Origin of the sequence: Limnoraphis robusta BA-68 BA1 (genome assembly GCF_034932365.1) — a bacterium.
Lineage (GTDB): Bacteria > Cyanobacteriota > Cyanobacteriia > Cyanobacteriales > Microcoleaceae > Capilliphycus > Capilliphycus robustus.
The window spans coordinates 169253-182203 of the sequence record NZ_JAYGHR010000002.1 but is presented as its reverse complement, the minus strand read 5'-3'; the positions used below and the strand labels follow the sequence as shown (position 1 = coordinate 182203).

Below are 12951 nucleotides of genomic sequence, written 5' to 3'. Positions count from 1 at the left end.
CGATTCAAGGTCGGTCGGCAGGCGGAACGATGAAAATCCTATGAACCAGCCAATGAACCATTAAAGGAGAATTATAAATCCTCAAAACGCCCCGTTGTCTCATCAAACTTAACCTGACAACTCCCCACTCGACCATTACGACCTCTAGCCACTATGATTTCCATTCGATTAACGGATAATGATATTGTCGCACAAGCTGCCGCAACCGATGAAGAAATTCTCCCCTGCTTTATTATTGATTGATCCTTGGTTTTACTAACAACCCGATAGAGTACGAACGGGCAATAGGATTGAGCGAAGCAATTGGCAAATATTGGAGCGCTCAAAAACAACGATATCAACAGTAGAAACAGATTGCTGAGTAACTCAAAATGGCGAACAAAACTATACGCGAATAGTCAACTTTACAAAACTACGCCAATGGTGGTACAAACAAAACCCGAAAACCAACATAGAAATAGCGGTGGTTTTCGAGCGGAAAATTGAGGAGACGAAAGGCAGAACGGCAATATCCTGGATGATAGTTCCATGAGCCACCCCGCAGCACTCGCCCAGCAGTTTTACGGTTTTCATCTATCCAAGCTGTGCCATCGGTCGGCACTTGGAGATAGCTATTATGATAATGATCCTCACACCATTCCCAGACATTGCCGTGCATATCGTGCAACCCGAAATTATTGGGCGGAAAACTGCCGACTTCTGTGGTTTGTTTTCGGTACTTTCCCTTATTTCCCCTACCATAAGAACCTGATAATTGACCATCTCGATTATCAGTTCCCCTATAGTTCGCCAAATCTGTAGTGATGGTTTCTCCAAAGTGAAATGGTGTTTTTGTTCCTGCCCGACAAGCATATTCCCATTGTGATTCACTGGGCAGTTTATATTCTCGTCTGGTATTGTGTGATAATCTTTTACAAAACTCAATTGCATTCTCCCAATTGACGTTTTCAACCGGACGTTTATCTCCTTTAAACTGAGAAGGATCTGGGTTTAATTCTCGCTCAATTTGTGGATAATTTGCGACAACCCGCCACTGCGCCTGAGTAACAGTATATCGCCCAAAAAAAAACGGTTGAATTGTAACTTCGTGTTGGGGTCGTTCGTTATCTCGACTTTCGGGTTCGTCTTCTGGCGACCCCATTAAAAACGTACCACCGGGAATGAGTACCATATCCAAACCAACCCCATCTCCCAAATTTTCAATGAAATACTGACCCGTGCGTTTGTAACGGGTGATAATGATGCGTTTTTCATTTGTGTCATTGGACATAATAGAAACTTTCACCAAACGCTACATTGATGGCATCACGCACACCACACGAAAACCAATAAAGTCGTCACGGTCGTTGCGTCGATGACTAAAGCTGCGATGGGCAGAACGACACTTCCAGGGATAACTGTCCCATGAGCCACCCCGCAATACCCAACCAGGATCTCTACGATATTTATCTGTCCAGATACTTCCATCATCCTCTATCCAGACACTTCCATCGGTCGGCGCACCCTCGTAGTTCATGTGATAATCATCTTCGCACCATTCCCAGACATTCCCGTGCATATCATGCAACCCAAAGTTATTGGGCGGAAAACTGCCAACATCGGTGGTTTGTTTTCGGTACTTTCCTTTATTTTCCCTACCATAAGAACCTGACAATTGACTATCTTGATCATCATCAGTTCCCCTATAATTCGCCAAGTCTGTTGTTATTGTTTCTCCAAAATGAAATGGGGTTTTTGTTCCCGCCCGACAAGCATATTCCCATTGGGCTTCACTGGGTAATTTATATTCTCGTCCGGTTTTTGTCGATAGTCGCCTACAAAACTCTGTAGCATCTTCCCAACTGACGTTTTCAACAGGACGGTTATCTCCTTTAAACTGAGACGGGTTTGGGTTTAATTCTCGCTCAATTTGCGGATAACTCGCGACAATTCGCCACTGCGCTTGTGTAACAGTATATAGCCCTAAAAAAAACGGTTGAATTGTAACTTCGTGTTGGGGTCGTTCATTTTCTCGGCTTTCGGGTTCATCTTCGGGTGCGCCCATTACAAACGTTCCACCGGGTATTAAAACCATCTCCAAACCAATTTCATCGTTAAGAAGTTCAGTGTAACCACAAGCAGAAGAACGACTACGATGAACAACCCATTCTTCATTTTCACGGCTAATAGTTGCCGTTTCAAATTCGTACTCGAAGGTTTGCAAGGGGGGAAAATTAACAACTTTAGCAACTTCGTATTCCCGTTCTTCTAACAGAAAATCAACCGTTTGAGTTGCCGTTTCCACAACGGAAGACAATTCCCGACGCCCATAACGTTCGGCTAATTCTTGATAATTTCCCCCCAAACGCCGCAACACATCCACACCAACACTTGCAAACGGTAACGCCGACTCCCCCAAAGCATTTTCAGACTCTTCTAAAACCGTTAACAAAGCTTCAAAACTATTAATCGTTCGTCCGGCTTTTTGTGCTATAATTTCAGAAAGACGATCTAAAATCGCCGTTGTCTTGCCAATCGGAACCCCATCAATTAACAAATCCCGCACCCCCTCAAAAAACTCGTACTGACAAACCTCACTTTCATCCGCATCACAACGCCGCAACAAACCACTCAGCAACACTTCCGCCACATGATCCTGTTGTGCATCCGGTAGAAATTCATCCCGCAACAAATCAATAACAGGTAAACTGACAGGTATCGCCGCCATCAACCCCGCCAACTGTCTCGCCGTCCGCGAAGCCGTCGCCCGAAACAATTCTACCCGTTGTTTAGCAGTTCGTACAGGCGTTGAAACGGGTTCATCTGCCATTTCCCCCACAAAAGCCAGTTCAAACACCCGTCCCGGCGTCCGACACTCTCCCACACCCGCCAATACTCGCGCCCAACGTTGAAAAGAATTAGGGTCAAGTGTTACAATGGGTAAAGTGAGTAATCTACTGTCGCTCACTTCCTCCGGTTCATCCCACTCGTCCCACCCATCAAGTTCGGGTAAACCTTCTACATCTAACCTCGCATTCGGCAACCCTGCAACTCTCCCCCCCAACCGCACAATATAACCATCACTCAAAGCCGTGCGCGACCATAACCGTTCCGGTAACATCTGCATTAACGCCAATTGTTGGGTTTGCGACCATTGCCACAACGTTTCGTAAATAACCCCTTGTCGCCACAACGCCGAAGTACAATCACTCACATATAATATCAGTCGCCGCCCCGATGGGTCAACTAACTCTCGAATACTGCGGGGACGCTGAGTTAAACGGTTTTCTAGACGTTCATTCCAACGGGGAAACAGTTGCACAGTCTGTTCTTCGGCTTGTAGTCGCCAAGTCCGCGCTGTCCGAAACGCTCCCTGATATTCCATCAGGTGTTGAAGCTCGGCGATCGCTCGTTTCCATAATACCGTTGTTTTAGAACATTCTACCACTAAATCCAGGTCAAGCCAACGTTCCGGGGTTGGTCGGATAACGGGGACACAGATGCGCGTCTCGGCGAGTTGGTTAACAGTAGCTTCTTCATCGACATCAACTAAAATGCGTGACGGTACCTTCCGCATCAATGGACGCAACGCACGCGCCAAGTCCAAACTTGTCCGAATAGCGGGGGCGGAGGGAACGGGAAAAGGTAATGCTTTTTGGTCTGTTTGTGAAGGTTCAAAAGATTCTGTTGTTTGAGATATTGATGAGGATTCTTCGTTAGAATATAAATTAAAAGTCGGTTCGGATATTGAGATATTTCTCTCATCAATTATATCATCAATAGTATTCGTTTGTGTTGAACTTGATGTTAAACTTTCTTCGGATATTTCTTCAGAAGAACCCTCACTTTCCGACTCAATAAATTGAGCCAGCCAAAGCAGGTCGGCAAGGTCGGCCGCATCCAATTCCAGTCCCGAACGTTTTAACTGTTGGGCGAATTGTCCGATAGTTGATCTTCGCTGCTGTTTAGATGTTTCCACAGTCTATTAATAAGATTTTCTCGGTTAGTTAAATCGGAAGTTCGTTCTCGCATCACCAGATAAACGGCATTAAGAAGTTGGTCGGTTGCCAAATCTCCTTTATTGCGATCTGAACGTTTTTTCACAAACTTTTTGACAAGTTCTTTAATCAATTCTTCGGCTTCTGCTATTTTTTCCGCCCCATTTTCTTCTTGTTCAAAATGCGCTTTGACAATTTCTTCCAAACGTTTTTCGTCGGGTTCTTCCATCGTTAAACGCACGCAACGTCTTAAAAATGGTGGGGGAAAATCCCGTTCACCGTTGCTCGTTAATATCATCAATGGAAATTGATTGCAAACAACACGACCTCCTTGAATTATTGTTGTTTTATCTTGGCTATTATTTTTATAAGCAGTTCGGACTTCGACTGACCCTTTAATTTCTTCAATTCTCACTAATTCCGGTATTTCAAACTCTCCTTCTTCAAAAACATAAAGTAAATCATTGGGTAAATCAATATCACTTTTATCAATTTCATCAACTAACAAAACACGGGGTTTATTAGAAGGTAACAACGCCGTTCCGAGTGGCCCCAAACGGATATATTTACCAATATTCTCGAAATTGCTTCTATCTTTTTCTCCGATATCTTGTAAACGGGCGATCGCATCATACAAATATAACCCATCTTTAAGGGTTGTTCGGGTTGTTATCGGCCAGTAAAGGACTTCTCCGAGGTTGAGTTCATGGGCGACGGCGTAGGCGAGGGAGGTTTTACCCGTTCCCGGTTTTCCTGTTACCAATAGGGGGCGACGCAAATATAAGGCTGCATTCACCATTTCTATTTCGGTGGGTTGGGCTTGAAAGGTAGCGCCTCTTTCCGGTTGGCGGCGATCAACTTTTCGCCAGGGGGGAGGGGGAGGAAGCTTAGAAATGGCTTTTGGGTTGGGTTTACCTGTGCCTTTAAATATCGGTTGAAATATTGGGTCGTTCATAAGTCAGAAGTCAGAAGTCAGAAGTCAGAAGTTTAGAAGTTCAGGAGTTCAGGAGGGAAGAAGTTAACACGGTTTACTGTTCACTGTTCACTGGTCACTGGTCACTGTAAACTGTAAACTGCCTCTTGCCTTCTAACAAGCCTCCGAGTCAAATTGTAGGGTTGGTGGTACAATATTTGGGTCTTCCCAAACTAAGGTTAAATGATGACCGATGTGGTTGTCATCTTCTGTGAGAGAATTACAACGTTCTTCTAATATACGTTCAGATAATTGGCTCACTTGGCAGTCTAAAATATAATCAATGCGATCGCTAAGTTCGCTACGCCGCGACCATAAAGCAACGGGAAGGGCTGTTTTTCTGGCTACAAATTCCAAGATTTTTTCGAGTTTTGCCATTTCTAAGTTTTCTAGAATTGCCATTTCCGAAGACTTCAACGTTTGAAAGAGTTTAGCAGGACTTCCGCAGTCAGCACGAACAAATGTTGTTTTGGCGGCTTGGTCTATTTTACTTTCTAATAATTGCCATTTTTGTTGCCAAAGTTTGTAATATTGTTTTCCGGTAGGGGTTAAATTATGATGGGTTCGCATCACCAGTTTATATTGACTTCCGAGGGTTAATTCTGATTCGGTTTGGCGCTCGCTCAAATCTAAATTCAACCAATTTCGAGGTACAAATATATGAAGGGTGGGCGAGGTGTATTCTGAGTTTTCTTCCAACCAAGTTTCTAGAAAGTTCGGCAGTTCATCAAGTGACATTGTTTCATCTTGAACCAGTGGCGATGAGAAATTATTCGCATCCCACATTGAAACTCTTACTCCTTTTGATTGTTCTTGGGGAATGACTTCTATAATTAAATGTTCGAGGGTGTTTTTGGGGGAAATATTGCGTTCTGATTTTTCTCGTATTGCTTTAATAAGTAAGTTATTGAAGTTTTGTTTGGGGTTTCTAGACTCAACAAAAGTTTTAATATTATCGAATAATTCACGGGTTAAATTATCCGAAAATGTTGCTAAAAATACAGCAAATTGCGTTAACCCATCTATTTCACTCCAACCGGGATAAGAGACTTGACTCAAGTTTATAAACTTTTCGAGTCTATCGCCTTCTATCCAATCTTGGGCGGGGTCACAGAGTTGAAATGCTGCTTGAATTGCATTTTCTAAGTTGTTTTGTTCGTTATTATTCAGGCGTTCCCAATGGTTTTGTAAGAGGTTATCTAAGTGTTCGACGTTAGGTTTTTCGGGAATTAAGTTTAACTCAGGTATCGGTGGAAAAATTGATTCACTGATTAGCTTTTCCTGAGTTTGAGGACAAAGACGATCCCATGTTTGTGAAAATTGTTGAAGATTTTCTTCGATATCTTTTGACCATAAAGTAAGCGTAAAACGCCAATCTTCTAATCCCCGTTTTTGGATTCGTTCGTCTTTTAAGATGTTCAGAAAGTCATCCATCCGTTTGAGAGATTCTCGAATTTGAGCTTTTGTTAACCTGTTTTCCTGGCTGTTTGTTAGGGCTTCTAATGTTCGGAGGTTCGTTTCTATCCGCAGTTGGGGAGGTTTTTCTTCATCTAACCAACAGTATTTTAGATCAAAGCGAGCGCTATTTTCAACTTCTCCTTTAACAAATAATAGCAGGATTTTCAATAAAGATTTGGCTCGGGCTTTGACTTTGGGGCCATAAGTTGCTCTGGGCATAGGGGTCAAGGATATTTTGGCAAAAAGTTTGGGGTTAAGGCGTTGGGTTCCAATGTTCTGACTGACCCCAAACTACCCCAATGCCCAATATACCTCGATTTTTGCTAATTCTGAAAGTCCGCTTGCTTTCGGGTACAACCCCAAAGCGATAGTCAGTTCAGTTGAGGAGGAGGTTCTGCTGACTCAACTACAGAAAACATTAAACAAGTGAGGAGAAGAATATGAAAATTTTATCCATTCCGGTTTTGTTAACTGTTATTATTCCTGCTGTTTGTTTATATTCTAGTCCGATGTCTCAACCCTTTAATCAAACTTTCATCTGTTTCGCAAACAAGAAGAACAATGAACCGCCTGAAGTTAAAGATGGGGGTTCTCGATTTTCTCAGCCTCGAAAAAACTTCGATATCGATACAGATTTGATGAGAATTTAAAGTTATATCTATTGAGGTGCATTAGATTTGGACAGGAGTTATAAAATCACTAATTTAATTATCTGATGCACCCTACAAATTCGTCGAAACTCTTGTTAAGTGTTAAGAATATTCTTTGGTATTGTGCAGCATACCCGAAAACCAACATTGTCGTTGAACATATCAAGGGGATAGTTGAGGTTACGAAAGGCAGAACGACAGTACCTGGGAAAAAAGTAACACGAACCCCCTCGCAACACCCGATAAGTATTTGCATGGTCTTCATTTATCCAAGCACTTCCATCTGTTGGCGCTCCTTCATAGCTATCGTGCTTGTGATCCTCGCACCATTCCCAAACATTGCCGTGCAGACCGTGCAGCCCCCATTCGTTGGCGGGAAAACTTCCTACTTCTGTTGTTTTTTGGCAATACTTTCCTTGAGGACTACCATTGTAAGTGTAGTTTCCGTTGTAGTTAGCGAGGTCAGTTGTGATGATTTCTCCAAAATGAAATGGGGTTTTCGTTCCCGCCCGACAAGCATATTCCCACTGTGCCTCACTGGGTAATTTATATTCTCGTCCGGTTTTTGCGGAGAGTCGCTTGCAAAACTCAGTCGCATCGTTCCAACTGACTTGCTCAACAGGGCGGTTATCTCCTTTAAACATAGACGGTTCTGGGTTTAACTCCTGTTCTATTTGTTGATATCTTGCCACAGCCCGCCACTGTGCCTGAGTAACAGGGTAGCATCCCATCAAAAACTGCTGTACTCTCACCCAATGCTGGGGGCGTTCGTTGTCCCGACTTTCGGGTTCGCTCTCGGGTGCGCCCATCAGAAACTCACCTGCGGGGATGAGCATTAATGTCAGCGTTACACCATCCCCAAGATGTTCGTTGAAACACTTATTCTTCCGTTTGTAGCGATAGATATTGAGAGGGTTAATTAATTCAGCCATAGTGATGCTTCATCATTGTAGAGTCGTTTCAGGTGATGGCTCCGGGCATAATCTAACACAATTAAATCGGGATTGAATGGGAAATGAAGCCGATACCCAGAACAAACCACACCAATGCAATTGTTCAAACTCCGATTGAATAAAGTTAAACTTCTAATGTTAATTGGCATTTCCTGATTGAACCTGACGTTTGAGAACAGTCCTCAGTCCCCGTATCGAATTGAATTTTCCATCAAATCTCCACTTGCATTTTCGCAAAAACTGAGGTAAAAGGAAATGACACTTTATTAGCTTTTGAGGGCGAAGATTATTTATTTGGCGACCTGGGAAGCGATCAACTTTATGGGGGAGACGATAGTGACTGGCTCAATGGAAATTCAGAAAATGATGTTCTCAAAGGCGGAAATGAAGATGATACTCTCTACGGTGGTCAGGGTAACGATACTCTCGAAGGAGAAGCAAATAACGATATCCTCCAAGGTGATGGCGGAAATGATCTAATTATTGGTACAGATCCGAATGTTGTTAATGGGGGAGTTGGTGAAATAGACACTTTATTTGGTGGTGAAGGAATTGATACTTTTGCTCTCGGGGATGAACTTCAAAGCTACTACAATGATCTCGATAATCTCAGTTTGGGTCTTGGTGATTATGCTTTGATTGAAGATTTTGATATCGAACAAGACGTTATACAGTTACATGGGATGAGTGAAGATTATCGGCTGAGTGAGGATTCATTGGAAAATCTACCCAGTGGGACAATCGTTTATCAAATGATTGAAGGGGAAGATGAATTGATTGCTGTTATTGAAGGAGTATTTTCTTTAACTCTGACAGAAAACGCCTTTGTTTTTGTGTAAACCCCGGAGTCGAGAAGGTTAATTCGAGTTGGGATAAAAATTCACCGGATTGGGTGAAGTCATAAAATTCAGATTGAGGAATGATATAGAGTATAGATGGACAAAATAGATACAAACTTACGAACTCAATCCCCTTGGGTTCGTTTTATTGTATAGCACTACGCATAACGGTTAGGACATTGGTAAATGCTGAAAATATTTTCTGCTGGCACTTTTGCCTCTTGCCTGTTGCCTTTTGCCTAGCGCGTAGCGCTATAGCTCATCCATAACTTGGGGAATGGTGAATGAACAGTTACAAGCGATGTTAAACTCTAAAATCACTATAAACCATTTCCAATTAAAACAAACGATGCCCAATAATAGGGATGATCGAGATGATTACGAATATTAGCGGGAAGTTCAATTTCAGAACTGACAAAAACCACTGTACCATCAGGCGATCGCTGACTGACAACGGTTGAGGTATTTTTAGTAATTAAACTCTGTTGGGCGATTTGTAACGCCTCGGTTTTACTGTATCCTTGTTGTAAAGCATTATAGAAAACATTCATTAAGACTTGAGTCCCACCATCGCTAACTTTCCACAATGACGCCAGCACAGCCCTCGCCCCCTGATTTTGGAATTGATAACCGAGTCCGAGAATTTGTTCGCCGTTGTTATCAAAGCCACCCAACCCCGTTTCACAAGCACTTAAAACCACTAAATCAACATTCGATAATGACCAATTTTCCACATCTCTCAGCGTTGGATTTTAACCCTCACCAAACACAATAAAAGATTCCGAAGGGTCGCCCGGAACAAATGCACGGGTGGCAAAATGCAGCACATTATAACCATTGATTTTGGGTTTAATCGTTAATATCACTCGGACGATTTTTCATCTAGATCTCCGCTTTAATTGCACTAACTAAACTGTTATTTCTTGAGCATTGGATGATATAAAAACACTCAAAAATGTTCAGCTAATTTTCTAAACTTGCCAGTTTTAACTGAATATTTTCTCAGTTGCAAAGTTTGGCGGTGCTGTAAGTTTGGGAGTATGCGCCCGAGTGATTTCAGCAACTTTATGGGTCACTTTTTCTTCAAATTCTTGAGCGGTTAATTCTGGTGTTCCTGCAAGTACCTCTGCGATCGCCCAAGTAAATACACTTCGGGATTTTCCATTAATATTCTTGCAGAGTGCTTTTTCATATTCCATTGCTGCTCCAAAATGAAATACCTTTTTAAAAGTTCCATCTAGAATTAATTCTTGAGTCTTTTTAGATTGGCTGTTTTTGGGAAGCTGAGGAGGCGAATCTATAACAATGTCTTCGATTTGGAGTGTTTTTTCAAATTCATCTGGGAAAAAGACATTTTTAGAGATATCCCCACTGTAGCAACTGTCATACAATCCCCAGAATACCACCTCATCCGGAATTGAATTTTCAAAGAACTCCCCTAGCCAGTTATCAAGAATTAAAGAAGACAAGACTCCTTCATAGGGAACAAGTGCTTCATCCCGTCCATCTGGATCGTTATTTCCTAAAAAGTTTTTAGGGAGAAGAAAACCGTGACCGGAAAAATAGAAAATACAAATATCTCCGGGTTTTCTACCTTTGACTAAAGTATTCAATCCCCGAATAATATTTTCCTGAGTTGCCTTTTCATCCTGAATGACTTCGACATCATTAAAACCATAATTGGTTAATACAGGTAAAATTGTGGGAACATCTTCTTTCACTCCGAGGAGATTGTTCTCAGTTTGATATTCACTAACAGCAACAACAAAAGCGTGTTTAGACATTGAAAGACTCCTTGAAAGCTCAATATTATACTGAAGCAAATAATTATTCTGTAACTCCAATGACAACCATTGTAAAAGATTAATCTTCTTGGAGTTTAGCAGAAAAACCTCTTGCATCCTTATCCCGATCATTTCAGGAAAAGATGCAAGAATCTAATTGAGATCTGTTCAGAAACTAGGTTGTTTTCTTCCAATCATCTCCGGCAATGACTGTGGAGTAAAAGACATAGTTACGGTTGTTTCGGTAGCGGTTATCCTGTTTAATAATGCTCATAAACTCTCGGTGTCCCCGACGAGTTCGACCAACTAAACATCCGGCACTAGCAGTGTAAATGTCATTTCTGGGATGATCATAACCGTAATGTTGGTTAATGCCAAAATAACCTGTATCAAGCTTGTCATTTGTGCGTGTCATATTTTGATCAAAATCCCGATGAACAGTCACTTCACCTGCGGTTTGAACTAACGCTTCATGGGGTTCGGAGTTGCCATGTATATCAACTTGCCAAGCCCGATACTGATTGAAGGCGATACGAGCGGCACCTTTTGGATTCATGGGATAGTCAGTGTAGTAAAATCCCGGCTCAGTTGTTCCTTCCCATTTTCCGACAACGACGGGGATGCCTTCTTCTACTGCTAATACAACCCGCAAATCGTTGAAATGGTTGGGAGCGTCGGTATTTTCGCTAAAGTCTTCGTTAATCCCTTCTAAGTAGACAATGTTGTATTCCTGGGGGCCTGTGAAGAATCGATAATTCTTCTTGATCATATACTGATAAATTTTGCCTGCGGGGTCATTTCTAGGAATAACTGGGTCTTTGAATGATGCCACCGTTTCCGAGCGGAGTTCAATTAATTTAATGGCAGTTTGTACGCTCAAGTATTCAAACTGTTGCTCGTCTCCCAGGTCGGCTTTATAATCTCGCTGAAATCGTAAGAAAGCTTGAGATGAGAGAATATCAAATTTTTTCTCTATAGGGCCATCAAGATAGGATAAAGCAATCAGAACTTCGTGAATTTCTTCAGTCAGAATATAGTCACTGGCAATACCTTCTAAACCAAACTTGAGGTTGGGTTTGTCTTTAAAATCTTCGATGTGCATATTTTTCTCCTGAACTTAGTTTTTACTAGAGTTCAAGCTATTCAACTTATGCAGAACCTCGTCAATCTTCTGGATCTTAAAGTCGTCCATCTTGACGCCAAACCTTGATATTTCCTCCTCTGACATCACCTTTGCTACCCGTAACACACATTTCACCATGATTTCTCCCAATCCGAAGGCTTGCTACCATAAAATGTCATGTTGTCTCCAATATGACCTCCTTCAATCTTGTCAGCAACAATATTATATTTTCCATGCTGCTCAATATTTTTGACAATTCGTTGAATTTCTTCCTGAGCTTGAGATTGCAACTCTTGCCACCCTTTATCCGGTAAACCTTTTCCTCCTAAAAGTTTTGCAATAACAAAATCCTCTGTCGCCATATCAAAATTAGGAGTTTGCGCTTTTCCATACAACTTCTGCACCGTTTCAGGTACCGCTTTGCTGAGATAATTCATTAAGTTAGAAACCCTTACTTCTGTATCACCCGGTTGATTTGCAGCACCCTGAAGTGCCTCCAAAAAATGATTGGTGTAAATGCTAAGTTCATTTTCATAAAACCAGGACTTTTGCTCACCACTGGAAGATGTAAATACAACTCGTCCTTTCCCTTGTTTGAGTTGTTCAATAAACCCTTTGGAAGGCGCAATTTGTTGGAACTGATCGAACTCATCTGCAAGATCTGTTGCTTGCTGTTCCATGTCTCGGATGATTTCTTCTGGATCTTTCGAGGTTGCCATTCCTGCTGCATAACAACTATCAATCACCACAAATAGGCGTTCTGCTGGAATTTGTCGCAAAGCATCGGTGAAAACTTCTGCCGATAATGCCGAGGCTGCTAGTTTACTGGGTTTAATATCGTGTTGCAGCAAATAGTAACAATTATCGGCTGTATTCAACCAACCATGTCCAGAATAGTAGATAAATATTGTCGCTTCACTGTCTAATTTTGCTGATTCCTGTAACCAGTTCAATCCTTCTAAAATATTATTTTTTGTTGCTTCTTTATTATTTAAAACTCGAATTTTCTTTTCAGGATAACCACAAAGTTCTGGGTCAATCAGTGCTGCATAAATAGCCTGAGTATCTTTGACGGTGACAGGTAGAGATAGGCGCGGATATGCTGATTCTCCAACACCAATTAGTAACGCATATCCATGAGAAAACTGTTCAGACATTTGATTTTTTCGTGAATTTGTTGAATTGTGATTACAG

General features: G+C 41.8%; 11 protein-coding genes and 1 pseudogene. 3 read left to right on the top strand and 9 right to left on the bottom strand.

The window, feature by feature from the left end:
- Positions 1 to 412: 412 nt before the first annotated feature.
- The 4 genes from VB836_RS02000 to VB836_RS01985 all read right to left on the bottom strand — a co-directional run bounded on the left by VB836_RS02000 (position 413) and on the right by VB836_RS01985 (position 6627).
- Entirely contained in the window at positions 413 to 1270 is an 858-nt protein-coding gene (locus tag VB836_RS02000) for a formylglycine-generating enzyme family protein (RefSeq protein ID WP_323217762.1), read from the bottom strand.
- 21 nt (positions 1271 to 1291) lie between these two features.
- Entirely contained in the window at positions 1292 to 3958 is a 2667-nt protein-coding gene (locus VB836_RS01995) for a formylglycine-generating enzyme family protein (protein WP_323217761.1), read from the bottom strand.
- Positions 3901 to 4932: an AAA family ATPase gene (locus VB836_RS01990; protein ID WP_323217760.1), complete on the bottom strand. Its 1032-nt coding sequence runs from the start codon at positions 4930 to 4932 to the stop codon at positions 3901 to 3903. The genes VB836_RS01995 and VB836_RS01990 overlap by 58 nt, the downstream gene beginning before the upstream one ends.
- A 132-nt stretch (positions 4933 to 5064) precedes the next feature.
- Positions 5065 to 6627 (bottom strand): VMAP-C domain-containing protein, encoded by a 1563-nt coding sequence (locus tag VB836_RS01985; RefSeq protein ID WP_323217759.1) that lies wholly within the window; start codon positions 6625 to 6627, stop codon positions 5065 to 5067.
- Positions 6628 to 6848: 221 nt separating this feature from the next.
- Between VB836_RS01985 and VB836_RS01980 the strand changes: the two genes are divergently transcribed.
- Positions 6849 to 7058: a hypothetical protein gene (locus VB836_RS01980; protein ID WP_323217758.1), complete on the top strand. Its 210-nt coding sequence runs from the start codon at positions 6849 to 6851 to the stop codon at positions 7056 to 7058.
- A gap of 95 nt (positions 7059 to 7153) precedes the next feature.
- Here VB836_RS01980 and VB836_RS01975 read toward each other — a convergent pair whose 3' ends face one another.
- The gene (locus VB836_RS01975; protein ID WP_323217757.1) at positions 7154 to 7990 is read right to left on the bottom strand and encodes a formylglycine-generating enzyme family protein; all 837 of its coding nucleotides are present in this window, start codon (positions 7988 to 7990) and stop codon (positions 7154 to 7156) included.
- Positions 7991 to 8214: 224 nt separating this feature from the next.
- Between VB836_RS01975 and VB836_RS30275 the strand changes: the two are divergent.
- Both VB836_RS30275 and VB836_RS01970 read left to right on the top strand, forming a co-directional pair.
- Positions 8215 to 8487: pseudogene (locus VB836_RS30275) on the top strand (calcium-binding protein); the annotation flags it as partial.
- Positions 8488 to 8625: 138 nt separating this feature from the next.
- Positions 8626 to 8850, top strand: a complete 225-nt coding sequence (locus VB836_RS01970) for a hypothetical protein (protein WP_323217756.1) — start codon at positions 8626 to 8628, stop codon at positions 8848 to 8850.
- 320 nt (positions 8851 to 9170) lie between these two features.
- Here VB836_RS01970 and VB836_RS01965 read toward each other — a convergent pair whose 3' ends face one another.
- From VB836_RS01965 to VB836_RS01950, 4 genes are all read right to left on the bottom strand, one after another.
- Positions 9171 to 9584, bottom strand: coding sequence for a CHAT domain-containing protein (locus VB836_RS01965; RefSeq protein ID WP_323217755.1), 414 nt, complete (start codon positions 9582 to 9584; stop codon positions 9171 to 9173).
- A gap of 252 nt (positions 9585 to 9836) precedes the next feature.
- Positions 9837 to 10634 carry a caspase family protein gene (locus VB836_RS01960; protein WP_323217754.1) on the bottom strand — a complete coding sequence of 266 codons (798 nt, stop codon included), beginning with the start codon at positions 10632 to 10634 and terminating at the stop codon, positions 9837 to 9839.
- 175 nt (positions 10635 to 10809) lie between these two features.
- Positions 10810 to 11736 (bottom strand): hypothetical protein, encoded by a 927-nt coding sequence (locus VB836_RS01955; RefSeq protein WP_323217753.1) that lies wholly within the window; start codon positions 11734 to 11736, stop codon positions 10810 to 10812.
- Between the two features lie 152 nt (positions 11737 to 11888).
- Positions 11889 to 12914, bottom strand: coding sequence for a caspase family protein (locus VB836_RS01950; protein ID WP_323217752.1), 1026 nt, complete (start codon positions 12912 to 12914; stop codon positions 11889 to 11891).
- Positions 12915 to 12951 lie beyond the last annotated feature (37 nt).